The sequence below is a fragment of the Ruminococcus sp. YRD2003 genome (assembly GCA_900109435.1).
GTDB classification, from domain to species: Bacteria; Bacillota; Clostridia; order Oscillospirales; family Ruminococcaceae; genus Ruminococcus; species Ruminococcus flavefaciens_G.
On record FNZT01000003.1, the window covers coordinates 420697 to 439142 of the forward strand.

Genomic DNA, 18446 nt, shown 5'->3' on the forward strand with positions numbered 1-18446 from the left:
TTTTATTTTAATTGGCAGACGCAATAGTCCAAAAATGCCTTTTCATACGCTACGATAGTGAAAAGCAGCTATATTACGTTAGCCATTGCCAGACACAAAAGCCTGACATCCGCGCGAAAGATTGCCTATTGCCTGTGCAGGAAAAGGAACCACGCAAACAAAAAATCCCCGATAATTCGGGGATTCTGAATGGTGCGGATAACAGGACTTGAACCTGCATGTCCTTGCGAACATATGGACCTGAACCATACGCGTCTGCCAATTCCGCCATATCCGCATTGCTTAAATATTATACCACAAACAAGAGAGGTTGTCAAGCATTTTTTTCAACTTTATATTAGGTTTATTTTTTTAATATTATATCATGTTTTTCATATCGCATTTCCAATAGCAATTCAACCAGTTTTGTATTATAATATTTGTACTCATTCAACAAACTTTTTGATTATTCAAAATAAATCGATACAATACTAAGTCTTTTTTCTCAAAAAAGGTACTAATAAGTAAAGAAGCAAAACAGAGCTTCTGAAAGGAGGACTCCCCTATGGATAACGGTGAAAGTAGCTACCGCCGTTTTCTTGCGGGCGACAATGAAGGAATGCTTGAAATCGTATGTGAATATCAAGCTGGATTAATGCTATACCTGAACAGCTTTGTCCAAGATATCCATTTGGCTGAGGATATGACCGAGGACACTTTCTTGGAATTAATGACAAAACGTCCGAAGTTTTCAAGTAAAAGCACATTCAAAACATGGCTCTTTGCTATCGGGCGCAATATCACTGCAAAACACCTCCGAAAGCACTCAAAGCTCAGTGTCGTTCCGCTGGAATCACAGGAATACCTTGCCGTCGAGGACAGTATCGAGGGCAATTACATAAAATCCGAACAAAAACGCCTGGTTCATCAGGCACTGCACCAACTAAAGGCTGAATACAGGCAGGCACTGTTTCTCAATTACTTTGAAGGATTCACTATTTCTGAAATTGCTCTGATAATGAAGAAATCTGAAAAGCAGGTCAAAAACTACCTGTATCAAGCTAAACTCGCGTTAAAGTCCGAACTGGAAAGGAGGGGCTTTGAATATGAAGAACCATAATGAAATGTACCAGAGCTTGCTTTCCAGATATGATGAGTATCAGGAGAAAAAGAGCAGACACAGGCTGATAGTCAAGCGTACCGTGCCGGTATTAGCCTGTTTTTGCTTCTCCGTTATTCTCGGATTTGGATTTTGGAAGCATAGGAGCATTAAGCCTCCGACTGCAAGCGTAGCAGTAACGGAAGAAACAACGGCGAGCTGGGCTTCGATTGAAAGCACACAAACTACCAGCCGCCAAACAGAGCAAAGGAGTACAAATATAGCCGCTGCTACGGGAGCTGCAACAGTAAGCACACAGGTAAACGTCACAACAAGCGAAGCGGATGTGCAGTATCAGACGCCAACGGAAACAGCTCCGACAGCTGTCGTTACCGAGACGAAGACAGCCGCTACCGAGCCGACGACAAGCATTACCACATCTGAGCCGTCGGGACATTCTCTGACGGAGCAGCCGCCCGATGAAGGCGCTACAGAGCCGAGCGAATACATACCATGGGACGAGATGACGGTCAATCAGCAGTATATAATGGCGGAGCTCGGCGAGCCGCGCACGTTCTATTCGACTGCCAAAGCGGAGGTCTCGGAGGACGAGGTCGGCGAGTATATCGGCAGGGCGTATATGAGCGGCTATGACTGGCTCGGAGAGGTCTACTACCACTGCGAAACGGACGCGTACAGGGTCACGGGAGATGATGACGGAAAAAAAATAGCGGTAAGGTTTGAAGGCGACGAAAGGTACTATCTGTACACCACGAAAAAAACAAACAGCGAAAAACAGCTTACGGGCTGAGAATGAAAAGGAGTGAATACTATGAAAAAAAGAAGATTACTGGCAACTATGACTGCGGCAATGTGCGGTATCTGCGCGGCTTCCGCGCCTAATATGGCGTTTGCGAGCGGTGCGGAGATTGAGAACAGGGACAAGGTGATAGAGGAGTCGCTTATTCTGCCCGAAGATATAGCATATATCTCGGAAACACTCAGCACCTACCTCTGGGACAAGGAAACAAACACACCAACAATGGACGCCTTTATCGAGCTGGACAAGGACAAGAAAATAATAGTTGTTGCGGATAATGAGGAAATTCTTGCGAATATAAAGGCGTTTGTAAAGGAAAAAGCACTTGATGAAAGCCTTATCGGCTACAGGGTGGAAGATTTTGAAGCTATGGTTCCCGACGGATATACGGTTGAAACTCCCGTTACAAATGACGAGCTTGAAAAACTCCTTGCAGTATGGAAGTCGCTCAATACATCCCCGAGAAGGCTTTCTCCGATGTTTTACTCTCTGTCACTGCGAAGAAGAAATACTATGACGAGCTGTACGACTTCCTGTACAAAGACCTCAACAAGGAACACGTCTACTCTGACTACCAGCTCGAGATGTTCGGCAAGATAGATTCGGGAGAATACTTCCCCGATGCAAACCGCGACGGAGTCATCAAAGATACTCACATACTACTCAGAGCAATCCGTAAATATTGCAAGCGACTACGCAACAGTGATTAATATGAAATACCTCGGTGACGTAAACGGTGACCAAAGCTCTATTGGAAATATCTTGCTGAATTCGATACATTTGAAGAATTGACAGAAGGAACTCAGCTTGAGAAAAACCTCGTTTTGAATGGCATTTACAAAGGATATGATGAACCTGGAGAAGAGCCTATTGGCTATCCATCATATAGTGACTTAGCAGAATTACTGAACAGCAAAGAGTCCAAGTGTATCGCCCAAAAGTTCTTTCCTTCTTCTGTCTCGTACATAATCAGAGTAAGAATGCCTGAATTAGATGACGGAATAGGTATTATTACCGTGATTAAACAGCCCCGGGACGGATATGGATACGTCGCATTTGACGTATTGGGCGTTAAAAGCCTCTATTCGGTAAATAAGGATAAAATAGACGAATTTATCTGCAAATTCGACGAAAACTATGACCCTACACAATAAAAAACAGAAAGGTGGTATTCTTATGAAAAAAACACGTACACTTGCAGCTATAACTGCATTAACAATGCTCATTGGAGCCAATGCCGTGCCGTTCAGAGCGGAGGCTTACAAGTTTGTTTCCGACAACGCCTACACCGCATTTGATTCCGCTGACGGGAACGCATACGTAAAGATAAGCTATGAGATTGACCAAGAAAGAGTCAATGCAGAGCGTGACCTCAGAGTTAAGACATATGAGGAAAAGATCGCTGAGGTATTGGACGGGCTCGACAGTACCAACTACAGAGATGTCCTCTCAAAGCCGAATAAAACAAACATTGGTGTTTGGACATTCGACGAAAGCAAGCCTCCCTCGGAAACAGAATTCTATATCATAAAAGAAACGATAATCAGCCGCATACGTTACGAAATCAATGACCTAATGCTCAACGAACAGAGAAAGCAGATGGGCGATGAGATACTCGCAGAAATAGACGTTGTTCCCGACGATGATACCGCTTATCCAAACTTCGGACAGATATGGTGCAATATGAACAGAGAGCAGCTTGCAAAGGCTGAAGCCTGTGAAAAGATAAAGATCGTGTCCGTGGCTGAGGACTGGGACGGCTACCTCTATATCGGTACTCCCGAGATACCGAAGGAGCCGTATGTGAATACTGCGTGCGCTGACGCTGATAAAGCGACTACCACCGACGCGCTGCACACAGCCGCTAACGCCTCTACCACAACAACTGCTGCAGAAACCGAGACCACATTGAATACAAGCCTACTCTTTACTAAGTACGGCGATGCAAACCTTGATGACAATGTCACTCTCGCGGACGCAGTAGCGATTCTACAGCATATAGGCTGCCGCGACAAGTACGCTCTCAAGGAGCAGGGACTCTACAATGCCGACGTTGACGGTGTAAAAGGCGTTACCGCCAACGATGCCCGCGTAATCATGCAGTGGGACGCAGGAATACGCTGAACAAAAGAATTATCCTCCAATATTACCGAAACAGCGGCACTCGTTATGAGTGCCGCTGTTCTTATTATATAAAAAATCGGTCTCAAACAAGACCGATTACTCTATTCACTATTATAGCGCAAACTGAACCATTCACGTCTGCCAATTCCGCCATATCCGCATTGCTTAAATATTTTATCACAGATGAAATGATTTGTCAAGTATTATTTTCGTGTGGATTATATTAAAATTTTGAAATAGTTGTTCATTCCAAGATCATTGTATACATCTCAGACTTATTATGATAAAATATGCATTAGCGTGTTGCACTTTAACCCGACCGAGGGAGTAGATAAAATGAAAGGAGAATACTGATGACGGACAAGGATTACCGTAATGAACTTGAAAAATCGGAATACAACGCTCAGAAAATGCTTTTTGACGAATACATCAACTATGTTTATGCCATAGTATTCTCACTTCTTCGCGGCGTTGCAGAACGTGAGGATATAGACGAATGCGTGAGCGATACTTTTTCTGATATTTTTTCGGGTTATGACAAGAATAGTGCTTTTGACGGCGAAATGAAGGGATTTATTGCTATTATTGCAAGGAGGAATGCTGCTAATTATTACAAGCGTCTGAGTTCTAAAGGAATTACAAGTCCGTTAGAAGAATTGAATGCTGCTCCTGATACGACTGATCTGTCCAGAGAGTTTGAAAAAGCAGAGATAAGAAGACTTCTCATACAAAAGACTCTTGAACTCGGAGAACCTGACAGCACGATAGTTTTTCAGAAGTATTTCTGCGGGAGGAATTCAAAAGAAATAGCAAAAATCGTTTCGCTGAAGCCCTCAGCGGTGCGTATGCGCTGTACAAGAGCTGTCAGGAGACTGAAAGAAATGCTCTCTGAAGCCGGAATTGGAGAGGAGGATATACAGTGAACGAAAAGAATTTTTTTGATATCCTCAACCATGCAGATGACAATACTATCGAAGAACTTGCAGCTGCTGTCGAGTTTACTACTCCTGCTCAAAGAGAGATAATTTTCAACAGAAGCATAAATAAAGCAGAGTCACATAAAACTTCCACCGAAACATACAATGGTGGAATAACTGTAAGCGGAACTGAAAAATACAAACCTCATATTATCTCAAGGATAGCCGGTATCGCTGCTGCTCTTATCATTATTTCAGGTGGAGCATTCGCTATATATCGCGTAATCAACAATAGCCCGGAAATCATTGAGTCTTCGGTTTCAAGTGATAAAAACACCGATTACAAACACGTGGATATAATCGCTGCTTGTCAGGAACAGGGAATGTATGTTGAAGCGCCGGAAATGATACCCGCAGGATTTGTCGCAGATATGATCGATGTCAAGCCTTTTATAGTCCAGTTCACTTATAGTTACGATGAGAGATTTATGAGCTTTGCATACTTCAAGAATCCTGTATCACCGGATGAGTATAAGGACCTGATATCACAGGGAGATTCAGAAATCTCAGAGCATGATACTATTGTCAACGGTCATCAGGCGAAGTGGTTCGAGCAGACCGTGAACGATAACTATGAAGTATCGGTCATCTATGAAAGCAATGGTATCATGACTATATTCGGCTTTGAGAACATGGAAGCCGAACAAATAAACAGTATTATTTCAACTATAAAATAACGGAGGTTTTATTATGAAAAAAGCAATATCATTTTTTACAGCAGCAATTGTTTTGCTGTCAAGTCAAGGCATGACGGCAAAGGCCGCAGATCCTGACAAAAGCTACGAGGATCTTGCTACTCTCACCGAATACTACGCATTCAGATCCGACCTGCTGCGTGATTACCGAAATGTCGAGCCTCAAATGAAAGCTGTGGTATTGGGTATACCGGATAAGATCATTTACGATACGAAATTCTTTGATGAGTACGGGAAAGAAGTTTCGCCCATAAAGAACATCACAGGATATGAAACGAACATATTTTATACCAAAGCTGACAAAATTATTGCCGAATCAACTGAATTCAGAGATCTGAACAACGATAAAACTGCTATGATAACTGTTTGGGATAATACTTCGAGAACAATTACCGAGACCCATGAGCAGCCGGCTGTACTCACCATTCAGGACAGAACTTCTCATTTAATGTCGACCAACGGTGAAAAGCTGAGGTGGTCGATGAGATACTATCCGAACGAAGTTGCGGACAGCACACGCTATACCGCTGTATGTATATCGGGTACTTCATCTGAGATCGACGTAATACGTGAGAATAACGGCTTCGTGCTGAAGGGAGATGTGAACGGGAAATATCTCTGCTCGACACTTAGCGGAAAAAGTGATGACAGCGACTATGGAAATCAGTACAACTACGAGTTCAATGCTGTACAGGATGTATTCATCAGATTTGATAAGAAAGGCGGGCTGAGCCTGTATATTGACCGTGACAATGACGGCGAGTTCACTGATAAAGTTAAGGCAGGAGACATCAATTGCGACGGTCGAATAGATGCAGCTGATGCTTCTGAAATACTCTCCAAGTATTCATGGCTGTCAACTCACTATGATCTGTTTTTAGACTTGTCTCAAACATATGATTCCTTATCCTTGACTTTTATGAACTACGATTATAACGGCGACGGAAAAATCAATGCGTCAGATGCATCTGAGGTACTCATGGATTATTCGCGGTTGTCAACTATATGACTGAACGAGATGAAAGCAGCGGCACCCGATAACAGGTGCCGCTGTTTTGGTAATGTGGAGGAGAGTTGTGTCACCTGTTGGCGTCCCACTCTTGAATGGTACGTGCGTCGGCGGCTGTTATTCCATCATAGTCTCCGCTAATATCGCCATTGAACTTGCCCTGCGCAGACAATGCATATTTATCGGCGTTGGCGATGCTTTGGAGTATTGCAACCGAATCGGCGACCGTTGCCTTTCCGTCGCAGTTGGCATCGCCCTTCACCGAGTTGAACAAATCAATGCTGGTACCAAACTCAACATTTTCCGCCGCAGTTTCTGGAGATTCATAAAATGGATAGATCTCCAAATCATTTGCGATTCTTGTCGCGACCTCGACCTGTTCAAGCAGCGTAGTTTCCTCAGGAGGAACGAGCTCGACATAGGTCGTTTTTTCTTTATCATCTTTAACCTCTCTTACGCTGTAGCCTTCAAGCTTGGTTTTTACGTATTCAGAGAGTGCGTCAATTGTACTGTAATTTTTGGGAACTCCATTTTCTTCACAGAACAGTTCTCCTCCCTTATACTTGAGATACCATGTATAATAACTTGTCACACTCCTGCCATACCAGTCAGCCATGGAATATTTTTCAGTTATAAGAGTGCAGTCTGTTATCATGCCTTTTTCCTTGAGTAGTTCGCATATCTCGGTTTGCGTCTTCAGATCTGCGTTTGCGACTGTGAAACTTTTTTCCCATTCGCCGAAAAAACTGTCTGTCAAGAATACAGGAGCAGCATAGTCCTTTCTTATCAATTCCTCAATATCCTGTCGCTCAATGCCATCAGCCTTCGTGAACATAACTTCATCTCTGAGTTTGTGGAAGGCTATGAAGTGCGTGCCGTCCTCGTTCATAAAAATGCGATCGTCTCTGATAAAACAATCATTAATTTCTGTGTATCCTTTAAGCATTAATGACGTACGCTCAGAATCGAACGATACCTCGGTATAGATAGCATTTGCAGTCATAGGTGTTAGCATTCCTGCGGCAGTCAGTACAGCCGCTGCCATTCTTATCATGGTTTTTTTCATAGTGAACCCTCCTTTTTATATTGTCATTTCTATGCCTTTACGATATTGTAAATAATAAATTTTTCCGAGCCCGTAAATCTTACGGCAACTTGTTTCTTTAAGTTGTTACTATTAATGATGTAAATCTGTGCAGTCAGTTCCTCGGGCAGAAAGTTCGTGTAACAGGTCGGGCGAAGTGTGATTTCGTTGACCTGCTCTCCAAGTGAATCAGAGTCTGCCTCGACAACGCCACTGACAAGCACCTCATTTTCCGATAGCCTGATTACCATAGCGATCTCAACGAAAACATCTTCCATGAGCTCCTCGGAAACACATATATTCTTTACAAAGCTGTTTATGTAAAGGATAAGACCGTCACTGTATTCGCGGACTATTTCTGCAAGTCCTTCTCTATCTCCTGCAAGGAAACGGCGGTAGCTACTTGCACCGTTATCCATAAAAATATCCTTTCTGTAGATTTTTTTATGCTCTATAAGTTAGTCTTTTCAGAAGTCAAAAAGTCTCACGGATTCAATAAATTTTTATTATTTAACTTGTATTATATACTACGAGGTCTATTCTGTCAATGGATAGAAAACAGCGGCAACATAAATGAGTGCCGCTGCTTTCGTTGAAAAACTTTTGTAATGCAGTAAAATACTGTTAAATAATAAAAATATATGATTTTGGTGAGAAAACCATTACGTTGCGGTTGTATAATAAGTGAAGAACAAATTCGGATATGTTTCTCGCAAAGGAGTAATCTATGGGTAACGGTGCAAGTAGCTACCTCCGTTTCCTTAATGGTGATAATGATGCTTTTATTGAGCTCGTTCGGGAATACAACGATAAACTCGTGCTCTTCCTGAACACAATTGTTGATGATATCCATGTTTCCGAGGAAGCCGCCGACGAGACCTTCCTTAAGCTCTATACCAACAGACCCGTATATAAGGAACAATACTCGTTTAAGACCTGGCTTTACACAATAGGCAAGAATACTGCTCTTAACTATGTGAAGAAGCTGAAAAGGGGCTCGGTCGTACCTATCGAGGACTACGTCTACCTATCGGATGAAATTGATATCGAAGATGAATACATAAAGGGCGAACAAAACATCAGTCTGCACCATGCAATCAAGGCACTGAATAGCGAGTATGCGCAGGTCCTCTATCTGATATTCTTTGAGGAGATGTCAAATGAGGAGGCTGCAAAAGTCATGGGAAAAACGAGCCGTCAGCTCTCCAATCTCATATATCGCGCCAAACAAGCTTTGAAGGAAGAACTGGAGAGGAGGGAGAGCAATGGACAGATATGAGGAAAAGGCAAAGAGCATAATGGCTCGCGGTGACGTGATAATTGCAGAGCGTAAACGACGCAGAACATCGTTAATTCGCACTTTCGCTATTGGTACGGGAGCAGCGGCGGTTATCGGCATAGGTATTTGTGCGAATGCTCTCAAGCCTCCGCAGAAACCTGTTCCCGAGCAGTCTAACACTGTAATTGAGACTAACAAAAAATATGCCGCGGAATATAACAGCGTCTCAAACAATACTTTATTAACTGCCCCTTCGACCACGGTCGCTGTCACGACCACAACAATAATAAAAACAGAAACGACGTTGACATCCGTCACAACCACCACTTTCTCAAATGAGACAACATCAACGTCAATGCAGACAACCACACAAACCGACGCTGTCTCTATGCAAACCACGCAAACCACGACAGCAGCACAGCCCGCCGTAACAATGCCGAGCGATATGACTTATCTCGACTTAGTTGCAGCTAATGTAAAGAATCTGGATTTGTTCGACGGTAACCAATACCAGCTTTGGCAATATTACTATTTTCCCAGCGACAGACGCACATCTTCAAGTCCGAAGACCAAGTCAATCGCTGACGAGGATATCGGCGAGCTGCTGACCGAGATATCCGTTGAGCCGACGGAGTACACCGAGTTACTTCCCGAAACCCTCAATGCAGACGTGTATCAGATAGGGAGTATCAGCGGCGATTACGCTGTTGCAATCAGATTTGAAGGCACCGACCTTAACCTGATATACCACAATCTTGATTACAAGCCTGCATCTCTCGAACAGTTTGCAGAAGACCTCGATGTTCAGAACAATCTTAAGGTAGAGTTTGTAAATGACAATAATCATCCAAACATCCGTCCCCGCCCCGCAAACAAGGACGACGCTTTCGCTATACTTTTCGCGGAAAAGGACGAAAACGCGAAAGCCGGACCGGGGGCTTCCGATCCGCCTGTCTGGCTCGGAGCGACTGTCATTCCAATACCAGAGGATTTTCTGAGTTTTGAAGTCAGGGTAAACGGCTATCTTTATATCACCACGCCCACAAACAAAAAGTTGAGCTTTCTTATCGGCAAAGACAGAGCTAAAGAGTTCATTAAATTCGTTGAAAACCAATATTAAAAGGAGGTCATTTTTATGAAAAAAACATTAGCAGGTATCATCGCGGCTGCAATGGCAGCAACAGTTATGCTGACCCCGACAGCGGCAAATGCATGGGATATCGACGGAGACTCTGACGGTATCGCAAAGGCTACAGAGGGTTTTACAGAAATATATGACATTGATTTCTTTGACTGGACTTTTGACACTGAAAAGAAATCAGATGATTATCGTGTTTTTGTGAACGAAGATGGCACACTGTTTCGCACGTTCAACAAAATCGACGACGCTCATGATATCCAGGTCAAGCTTGCTGATGGTGTGAGCAAAGCGGATGTTGAGAATGCTCTGTATGAAGAGTACAAGGATGACTTCGAGAAAGTCCAGTTCTGGCTGTCAATGGCATCTGGAGGAAAATACTGCCTGATGAGGAACTGTACCCATTCAAGAATTACAATGCAGGAAGCAATAGAGTATCTGGAATTCATGAAAGAGCGAGAGCTTATTTCTGACGGAAAGCTTATAACAAACAAGTATAGTATGAAAGAACTACATAGCCCATACAGAAGAGGGCTTATGACGTACACAATAGTTTATGGAGATACTGACCTGTATGGAGCTTTCTGTGATTATGTTGAAAAAGAACTTGAAGGCTATACCGTGTGGATGTCCTATACAAACAAAGATTATTGCATGGTAGAACTTGTTCCGCCAAACGGTCAGTCTCTCGACGATATAAGCCTTGATGAAAAACTGGAAATATCACGAAACATATACGAAGCAACACACTTGGAACCTGACATTCATTGGCGGCAATCAAGTTCAACTGTTGGCGGAGGCGACGGCATAGACGTATGTAATGGACTCAAAGGCGACGCCAACTGTGACGGCAAGGTAACTATTGCCGACCCTGTGGCGATATTGCAGAATATCGCTAACAAGGACAAATACAACCTCTCTGCACAGGGCAAATTCAACGGCGATGTAACAGGCGAATACGACGGTCTTACAGCCGCAGACGCCTATGAGTTACAGGTCATAGATTCACAAAAGTAAGCGCTAATCATTTTTACCCTCCTTATTACCAAAACAGCGGCACCTGATAACAGGTGCCGCTGTTTTTTGCTGACAAAACTTTTGTAATGCAGAGCGCCTTTATTATCGCGCCTGTCATCATCGTTTATGCCTCACAAGAGGGCATTCCTCTAAGAGTGCCGATTTCTTGGTTTATAAGCCGTACTTACCACTCGCCGTACTCAGGTGTCGTTGCAGGCTCCGTAGGCTCTATTACAGGCGGCGGGTCAACAACAGGCGGGTCTGTCGGAGGCGGAGTAGTTACCACCGGAGGAGGACTTGTAGTCTCGGGCGCTTGTGTGACAACCGCTTGAGCGGTAGTTGTTATTACCTGCTGCTGTGCCTCTGTAGCCTTTGTTGTTGGCGTAACCTGTGCATCCTCTGGCAGATAGTAAACTATCAGCTTCTTTGAATCTTTGTTGCTGTAATATGTTCCGGGAGCTACCACCTTAGCGTCTACCATAAGCTGTGTGATGCTGTTGGGAGTTCCCCATGTCTGGCTCGACTTGACCTTGGAGTAATTCGTGATACCTGCCTTGCGAAGCTCGTTCTCATACTGTGAAACAGTAAGGCCTTCATAAGGCGGGATATTCGCGCCCTCCTTGCCCTTGCTGACCTTGAGCTTGACAACAGTGTACTGCTTAACTGTCTCGCCTGCCTTGACATCCTGCTCGAGGATAACGTCGGGGTCGGTCTCGTTGTCGAATTCGTACTCTACCTCAAACTTGAAGTAATCCTTGTACTTCTCCTCGGTGAGACTATAGAATTTTCCGACAAGGTCGGGCATTTCAGTATCCGGCATCGAGGAATCAGCAGTAGTGAAGCCTGCTTCAGTAGTAACGATATTACTCGATATAGACGAGCTTGACGAATCGCTTTCGTCATCGCCGCTGTTCACGAAAGTTTTCATGAAGAACACAACGATTATCAGAAGTATCGCAAGAAGCAGTATACCAATGATTATCGGCACTTTGATACGGTCAACCGTATTGACCTTCTCATAGCTGTACTCGTCGTAGTCGTCATCATTCTGATAATACGGCTGCTGAGGAGGCTGCTGATAATACTGCGGCGGAGGCGGAGCCTGCTGCTGCGGCTGCTGGTATACTGGAGCTGCCTGACGTACCGGCTCGTTAGCATAGCTGTCGACGTGAGCCTGCTCGAAAGCAGGTCTAACATTCGGGGGCTGCTCGAAAAGCCTTGTCACGAGCTCTGTGATAGTCTGTATACGATCCCTGCCTGCGAGGTTCATACCCTCCATGATCACACGCGAAACGTGTGCGGGAATGCTCTTGTTGAGCATGGCGGGCTCGCAGAGGTCATCGTGCTGCATACGAGTTACGGAATCAACCGGCATACAACCCGTGAGCGCTCTGTACAGAAGTGCGCAGACTCCGTAAACATCTGTCCATGAGCCCTGACGGCTGCTGCTGCTCGCAGAGTACTGCTCGGGAGCGGCATAGCCTTTGAAAAGCTCGTATTCGAGGCCGGCATTTGCCGTTCTCACTGCGGATACGCAGAAACCCGAGAGCTTCAGCTCGCCCTTATCGGTGATGTATATGGTCTCGGGGCTGATAGCACGGTGGATTATCCCTGCGTTATGAAGTATGCCTATCGTAGTGAAGAGAGGCGGGAATATCTTTGAGACCTGTTCCCAGCTGAGCTCGCCCGCATTCTCCTTGAGGTAATCGAGCACCTTCACTCCGTTGATATACTCAAAAACTGTATAAGTGGTGTTGTTCTCAGCAAACATATCGAGAACAGGATTGATGTTAGAGTTGTTCCTGAGCCTTGCAAGCGACTTGTTGAGCTCGGTATACTCAGCCATGAATGCCTTGTACTTGGCGAGGTTATTGTAATTTACGCTGATAGTAGCTCTGCCCTTTACTCTTGTACAGAGGTTTATCGGCATATACTCCCTGAGCATGACTTTGCATGATGTGGATATATCATATCCCATGTATGTAGCGCCCTCGCCGTTATACTCGAGAAGCACGCCTACAAGGTACCTGTCGCGCAGGACAGTCCCCGGGGTTATATACATGGCATTGTGCGGCGTTGTGTCATCGAATCCGCAATGGGGGCAGATATGCTGATCCATGTCAAACTTTTCCATACACTTATAACAGAATCTACGTTCTCCCAAAGCAGTTCCTCCTTTACCCTATATTATAGCGATACTATTTCAATGTATCATATCTATTTTAGCAGTAATCACCGCAAATGTCAACCTATATTGGTAATATTCCGCCCATTTATAGCATTTTGTATTATTTCTGTAATAATTTTATTACAATATTCCGCTTATTTGTAACTATTGGCTCATGCAAGCTCACGCGCCGCAAGCATTACACCGAGCTTTCCACTGGTGTATGTTATGCCTCCCTGCATCCAAACAGCATATGGCTCGCGCAGCGGAGCATCCGCAGAAAGCTCTATCGAAGCGCCCATGGTAAAGGCTCCTGCAGCCATGATGACCTTGTCGGTATATCCCGGCATATCCCACGGCTCGGGTGTTACAAATGCGTCAACGGGAGCTCCTGCCTGTATGCCGCGGCAGAATGCACAAAGCTTTTCCTCGTTGCCGAGCCTGATGGCTGTGATGATGTCACCTCTCGGGTCGTCCTTACGCGGCGAACACTCGTAGCCGAGCATTGTGAAGAGCTCGCTCGCAAACGCCGATGTTTTGAGCGCCGCTGCTACCACGTCCGGAGCCATGAACAATCCGAGCAACATCTCACGGTTCATTCCGAGCGTACAGCCGACTTCCTTTCCCATTCCCACGCAGGTGAGTCTGTAGGAGCACAGCTCCACCAGGTCTGCTCTTCCCGCGATATATCCGCCTGTACGGGCGATACCGCCGCCTGCGTTCTTGATGAGCGAACCGATGATGATATCAGCTCCTGCCTCCGAGGGCTCTCGGGTCTCTACGAACTCGCCGTAGCAGTTGTCTACCATAACAATAGCATCGGGGGCGCCCTTCCTTATCGCCTTTACCATTTTCTCAATGTCCGCAACAGTGAAGGCGGGACGCAGCGAATACCCGCGTGAACGCTGGATATACGCTACCTTTGCTCCTCTGACAGCTTCGGTGATACGCTCGAAGTCGGGAGTTCCGTCAGCGAGAAGGTCTACCTGTCCGTACTCGACGCCGTAGTCCATGAGTGAGCCGTTCCCCTTCTCACCCGCGATGCCGATGACCTCCTCAAGCGTGTCGTAAGGCTTGCCAGTGACGGAAACTATCTTGTCTCCCGTGCGCAGAACGCCGAACAGCGCCGTTGAGAGCGCGTGCGTACCCGATACGAAATTGAAGCGCACAAGAGCATCCTCTGTGCCGAGTACCTGCGCGAAAACTTTATCTATGACATCTCTGCCGACATCTCCGTAGCCATAGCCTGTCGAACCGTAGAAGCACGGCTCGCTGACGCGGTTGTCCGCAAACGCTTTCAGCACCTTAGCTCCGCAGTATTCAGCCACGGAGTCTATCCTTTCAAACGCTTCGCGGCAGTTCTCCTCCGCCTGCTGAGCGAGCTCCATGAGCTTGTCGTCAAATCCGTATATATCCTTTATCCCGTTATTCATCAAAACTATCCTTTCTCAGTTCATTATGCCCTTTGTCACGCTGTCCTTCTCAACGTCGATACGCTCGAGGACGACTTCGTGCTCGACCTCGCGGAAACCTATCTCACGATAAAAGCTCACTCTTACATCAAGCGCGAGAAGGAAGGCTCTCTTGCCGTTGTTATTAAGGAAAAGAGCGAGCCATTTCAAAAACTCGCGCGCATAGCCGCTTCCGCGAGCCGAGACCTTGGTCGCGACCTGTCCTATCAGTGCTTCGTTGCCGATATCGAAAACGATAGAAGCTGTAGTACAGTCACGGTAGGTGAATACGCGGCTGATACCATGTCGGCAGCGGTGAGACGTATCGGTGTACCACAGTGAAAAGTCCGCAATATTCGGGAATCCCTCACTCAGTATCTGGTATACATCGGGGAGATAGGGGTCAAAGTCGACGTATTCTTCCGCAAATTTGTAGCTGTCTTTGTCTGGAACGAGCTCGAATACGGTACGGTTGAGCTCCTGATAGCGGTCTCCCCTGTCTATCCCCGCAAGTATCTTCTGGTCGCCCTCTATGCGGAAAGGCTGGTTCATGTTGACGAATATCTGGAGCTCCTCATCAGCCTCGAGCTGACCGTCTCCGCATATTATCAGAGTAGAGTTGATGATGAACATATACCCCTCGCCTATGTTGCCGTACTCGCCGATTATCTTGTAGAAGCGGCAGAAGTCGTACTCAGCGCCGTAAGCCTTCATATAAGCGAGCATTTTGCGTCCCGAGAGAGTTTTCATCAGAAGCTCGCTGTCGAGCTCACTGTCGCTTTTTATCAGTTTTATCATAGTTCGTGTATCCTCTCGGCAAGGCGCTTTACAAGCTTGTACGATGGCTCAAGGTCACGCTCTGCGATAACGCAGGACGCGCTGTGCAGATACCTGCACGGGAGCGATACAGCAATGGTGCGGACTCCGCTGCCGCTGATGTGGATGGCTCCCGCATCGTTGCCGCCTGCGATCTTGGTCTTGGTCTGGCAGCAGATACTCAGCTCCTTAGCTGTATCCATAGCGAGGTCGTACAGTCCCCTGTCGTATATGGTGCGCCTGTCCATGTAGCTGATGACAGGTCCGTCCCCGAGCCAGCACACGCGCTTAGCTCCTGACACCCCGTCAATGTCGGCGGCAGTGGTCGCCTCTAAAACAACGGCAAAATCAGGAGCCACGCTGAACGCTGACACTCCCGAGCCGCGCAGTCCTATCTCCTCCTGTACGTTGAACACAAAGTAAGTGTCGTACTCGGGCTGCTCCCGTATCAGACGAATCATCATAGCGCATCCTGCGCGGTCGTCTATTGCCTTGGACTTTATATTTGCACCTAATTCCGTGAACTCTGAATCGAAATACACACAGTCACCGAGAGAGACATACTGCATTGCATCTTCTCGGTCTTTTGCACCGATGTCGATGTACATACCGTCGTAGTCGGGAGCTTTCTCCTTCTGCTCCTTTGAAAGGTTGTGTACCGCAGTGGAGCCTATAACTCCCGCAATGCCGCTCTTTCCGACTCTGACCTGCCTGCCTATAGCGACAGTGGTGTTGACTCCGCCGACCTCGTCGAAGCAAAGTGTGCCGTCAGGATTGATATATGTAACTATGAAGCCGACCTCGTCCATGTGGGCACATATCATCAGCTTCTTGTCCGAGCTCTTCCTGCCCCTGCGGAAGCAGATAAGGCTGCCGAGCGGGTCGACGCGGTAATCGCAGAAGTCCTTCACCTTTCCGATGATATACTCGCGGACTGCCGATTCATCGCCCGATACGCCGTTGATTAGGCAAAGCTCCTTTAGCAGTTCTTTCATCATTTTTCCTCCGTTATATACGCGGCAATGAGCTCCGCGGTCGTTCTCACGTCGGAGAGGTCGATGACCTCAACAGGCGTGTGCATATTCCTGAGCGGGATAGAAACGGTACAAGCCTTACATCCCGAACAGTTCACGGAATAGCGGTCTGCATTGGTACCCGTGCCGCTGTTCATGACCTCGAGCTGATACGGTATCGAAGCCGTCTTCGCAGCGGAGATGAGCCCGTCCGTTACCTCGCGCGAGAGCGACGGTGACACGCCTATCATAGGTCCCGCGCCAAGCTTACCGCACTTGCGCTCGTCCTCTCCTATCGCTGCTGCAAAGCTTACATCCACAGCGAGAGCTATATCGGGGACAAGCTGAAATGCACCTATCTTGGCTCCGCGCTCACCCACTTCCTCCTGACAAGAGAAAACAACTGTGACATTAAACGCGAGTTCCCTGCCCTGTGCGAGCTCCAATGCGTACAGAATCGCCGCAACTCCGCACCTGTCGTCAAGAGCTCCGCCTGTTACTCGCTCATTCAGGAGTGAGCGGCACTTCACATCAAAGGTCACACTGTCGCCCTCCGATACTATCTCCGTGAGCTCATCATGGCTCATGCCAGTATCTATGGCGGTATCATCGTATTTGGGGACTTCACTTCCTCCGCTCAGGTGCGGAGGTATCGAACAGATGACCCCTGATATATCACGCTTTCCGTGGATAATTACAGGCTGAGCAGCGATTAGGCGGCGGTCTATCCCTCCGAGCTGGTCGAACTTGACAAAACCTTCGTCGGTAATGCTTGTAACGACGAAGCCTATCTGGTCTATATGCGCGTCGAGAACTAAATGAGGCAGTCCGTCGCGCTTTGTACCGAATGAACCTATCACGTTGCCGCTGACGATCCTCGCATCGGGACAATACTTGCTCAGCAGCTCGCAGGCTCTCTTAGCCGCAGGAGTCTCGCTTCCCGAAGCCCCGTATGCATCGGCAAGCGAAAATATTACTTCTTTGAGTTCCATAAATTCACCTCATAAAAAGACGTTACTCTATATTATACCATACTCTTCCTATAATAGCAAGCGGGCGAAGGAGGATATTTCGTTTCAACTTGACTTCCCTGCCCGAAATATGCTAATATTTATCCAGCTTTTGTGACAATCAGCGTGTTCAACTTGAATGTTATATATGAAAGCACAAATTCCATGGGATACTTTCAGAGAGGAGGCAGCGCCATGACGGGAGCAGAATACAGCGCACTGCGGGAAAGCTCGCCCGAAAAGGCGTACGCCGCGCTGTTCGGGAACTACTGCGACTACGTCTACGCAATTGTATACAACAAGCTGCGAAGCGTAGCTCAGCGCGAGGATATAGAGGAATGCGTGAGCGACATCTTTGCGGACATTTTCCTCACCTACAGCAACAGCGGCGAGTTTGCAGGCGATATGAAGGGCTTCATCGGAACTGTCTCCAAGCGCCGCGCTATCAACGCATATCACAGATTCGCCTCCCGTTCGGAACATGATTCGGGAGAGTCCGACGACTATCTCGCGGGTGTTGCATCGCGTACGGATATCGAATCCGAGCATGAACTCGAGGAGCGCCGCTGTATACTGCTCAACAAGATAGACGAACTCGGTGAGCCCGATTCTACGATCATCCTGCAAAAATACTACTATGACCGCTCTTCGGCAGAAATAGCAAAAATGCTGTCGATGAAGCCCTCGGCAGTGCGTATGCGTGCATCGAGAGCCCTCGACAAACTCAGAAAAACACTGGCAGAAGTCGGTATCACATTGTAAAGGAGA

The 18446-nt window shown here is 46.6% G+C and carries 19 protein-coding genes and 1 tRNA gene; 12 read left to right on the forward strand and 8 right to left on the reverse strand.

Annotated elements, in window-relative coordinates:
- Positions 1 to 190: 190 nt before the first annotated feature.
- Positions 191 to 277 (reverse strand) — tRNA-Leu (locus BMX22_RS01895).
- A 267-nt stretch (positions 278 to 544) separates the two neighbouring features.
- On the opposite strand from BMX22_RS01895, the gene BMX22_RS01900 reads away from it, so the two are divergent.
- From BMX22_RS01900 to BMX22_RS01935, 8 genes are all read left to right on the forward strand, one after another.
- Positions 545 to 1099 carry an RNA polymerase sigma factor gene (locus BMX22_RS01900; protein WP_074740234.1) on the forward strand — a complete coding sequence of 185 codons (555 nt, stop codon included), beginning with the start codon at positions 545 to 547 and terminating at the stop codon, positions 1097 to 1099.
- Positions 1086 to 1889 (forward strand): hypothetical protein, encoded by an 804-nt coding sequence (locus tag BMX22_RS01905; RefSeq protein ID WP_074740235.1) that lies wholly within the window; start codon positions 1086 to 1088, stop codon positions 1887 to 1889. The genes BMX22_RS01900 and BMX22_RS01905 overlap by 14 nt, the downstream gene beginning before the upstream one ends.
- A 21-nt stretch (positions 1890 to 1910) precedes the next feature.
- A complete protein-coding gene (locus tag BMX22_RS01910) occupies positions 1911 to 2498 on the forward strand; it encodes a hypothetical protein (protein ID WP_074740236.1) in 588 nt (195 codons plus the stop codon).
- Positions 2499 to 2686: 188 nt separating this feature from the next.
- Entirely contained in the window at positions 2687 to 3052 is a 366-nt protein-coding gene (locus BMX22_RS01915) for a hypothetical protein (protein WP_074740237.1), read from the forward strand.
- A gap of 22 nt (positions 3053 to 3074) precedes the next feature.
- Positions 3075 to 4022: a dockerin type I repeat-containing protein gene (locus tag BMX22_RS01920; protein ID WP_074740238.1), complete on the forward strand. Its 948-nt coding sequence runs from the start codon at positions 3075 to 3077 to the stop codon at positions 4020 to 4022.
- A gap of 353 nt (positions 4023 to 4375) precedes the next feature.
- Positions 4376 to 4945: an RNA polymerase sigma factor gene (locus tag BMX22_RS01925; protein WP_074740239.1), complete on the forward strand. Its 570-nt coding sequence runs from the start codon at positions 4376 to 4378 to the stop codon at positions 4943 to 4945.
- On the forward strand, positions 4942 to 5676 hold the full coding sequence (locus BMX22_RS01930; protein WP_074740240.1) for a hypothetical protein: 735 nt from the start codon (positions 4942 to 4944) through the stop codon (positions 5674 to 5676). Before BMX22_RS01925 ends, BMX22_RS01930 begins: the two co-directional genes overlap by 4 nt.
- A gap of 13 nt (positions 5677 to 5689) precedes the next feature.
- Complete coding sequence (locus BMX22_RS01935) at positions 5690 to 6703, forward strand: dockerin type I domain-containing protein (RefSeq protein WP_074740241.1); 1014 nt, start codon at positions 5690 to 5692, stop codon at positions 6701 to 6703.
- A gap of 70 nt (positions 6704 to 6773) precedes the next feature.
- Here BMX22_RS01935 and BMX22_RS01940 read toward each other — a convergent pair whose 3' ends face one another.
- Both BMX22_RS01940 and BMX22_RS16755 read right to left on the reverse strand, forming a co-directional pair.
- Entirely contained in the window at positions 6774 to 7769 is a 996-nt protein-coding gene (locus BMX22_RS01940) for a hypothetical protein (RefSeq protein ID WP_074740242.1), read from the reverse strand.
- A gap of 29 nt (positions 7770 to 7798) precedes the next feature.
- Positions 7799 to 8206 (reverse strand): hypothetical protein, encoded by a 408-nt coding sequence (locus BMX22_RS16755; protein ID WP_318259666.1) that lies wholly within the window; start codon positions 8204 to 8206, stop codon positions 7799 to 7801.
- 308 nt (positions 8207 to 8514) lie between these two features.
- Between BMX22_RS16755 and BMX22_RS01950 the strand changes: the two genes are divergently transcribed.
- The 3 genes from BMX22_RS01950 to BMX22_RS01960 are packed head-to-tail and all read left to right on the forward strand — an operon-like array spanning position 8515 to position 11221.
- Positions 8515 to 9066 carry an RNA polymerase sigma factor gene (locus BMX22_RS01950; RefSeq protein ID WP_074740243.1) on the forward strand — a complete coding sequence of 184 codons (552 nt, stop codon included), beginning with the start codon at positions 8515 to 8517 and terminating at the stop codon, positions 9064 to 9066.
- Positions 9053 to 10186, forward strand: coding sequence for a hypothetical protein (locus BMX22_RS01955; RefSeq protein WP_074740244.1), 1134 nt, complete (start codon positions 9053 to 9055; stop codon positions 10184 to 10186). Before BMX22_RS01950 ends, BMX22_RS01955 begins: the two co-directional genes overlap by 14 nt.
- Positions 10187 to 10201: 15 nt before the next feature.
- Positions 10202 to 11221 (forward strand): hypothetical protein, encoded by a 1020-nt coding sequence (locus BMX22_RS01960; protein WP_074740245.1) that lies wholly within the window; start codon positions 10202 to 10204, stop codon positions 11219 to 11221.
- Positions 11222 to 11405: 184 nt separating this feature from the next.
- Here the strand turns inward: BMX22_RS01960 and BMX22_RS01965 are convergent, their stop codons facing one another.
- The 5 genes from BMX22_RS01965 to BMX22_RS01985 all read right to left on the reverse strand — a co-directional run bounded on the left by BMX22_RS01965 (position 11406) and on the right by BMX22_RS01985 (position 17660).
- Positions 11406 to 13385 (reverse strand): protein kinase domain-containing protein, encoded by a 1980-nt coding sequence (locus tag BMX22_RS01965; RefSeq protein ID WP_143055455.1) that lies wholly within the window; start codon positions 13383 to 13385, stop codon positions 11406 to 11408.
- Positions 13386 to 13561: 176 nt separating this feature from the next.
- Positions 13562 to 14821: an aminotransferase class I/II-fold pyridoxal phosphate-dependent enzyme gene (locus BMX22_RS01970; RefSeq protein ID WP_074740247.1), complete on the reverse strand. Its 1260-nt coding sequence runs from the start codon at positions 14819 to 14821 to the stop codon at positions 13562 to 13564.
- Positions 14822 to 14836: 15 nt separating this feature from the next.
- Positions 14837 to 15637 carry a GNAT family N-acetyltransferase gene (locus tag BMX22_RS01975; RefSeq protein ID WP_074740248.1) on the reverse strand — a complete coding sequence of 267 codons (801 nt, stop codon included), beginning with the start codon at positions 15635 to 15637 and terminating at the stop codon, positions 14837 to 14839.
- On the reverse strand, positions 15634 to 16650 hold the full coding sequence (locus BMX22_RS01980) for a M42 family metallopeptidase (protein WP_074740249.1): 1017 nt from the start codon (positions 16648 to 16650) through the stop codon (positions 15634 to 15636). The genes BMX22_RS01975 and BMX22_RS01980 overlap by 4 nt, the downstream gene beginning before the upstream one ends.
- Positions 16650 to 17660, reverse strand: coding sequence for a M42 family metallopeptidase (locus tag BMX22_RS01985; protein ID WP_074740250.1), 1011 nt, complete (start codon positions 17658 to 17660; stop codon positions 16650 to 16652). Before BMX22_RS01985 ends, BMX22_RS01980 begins: the two co-directional genes overlap by 1 nt.
- 213 nt (positions 17661 to 17873) lie before the next feature.
- Here BMX22_RS01985 and BMX22_RS01990 point away from each other — a divergent pair, with 213 nt between their 5' ends.
- Positions 17874 to 18440 (forward strand): RNA polymerase sigma factor, encoded by a 567-nt coding sequence (locus BMX22_RS01990; protein ID WP_074740251.1) that lies wholly within the window; start codon positions 17874 to 17876, stop codon positions 18438 to 18440.
- Positions 18441 to 18446 lie beyond the last annotated feature (6 nt).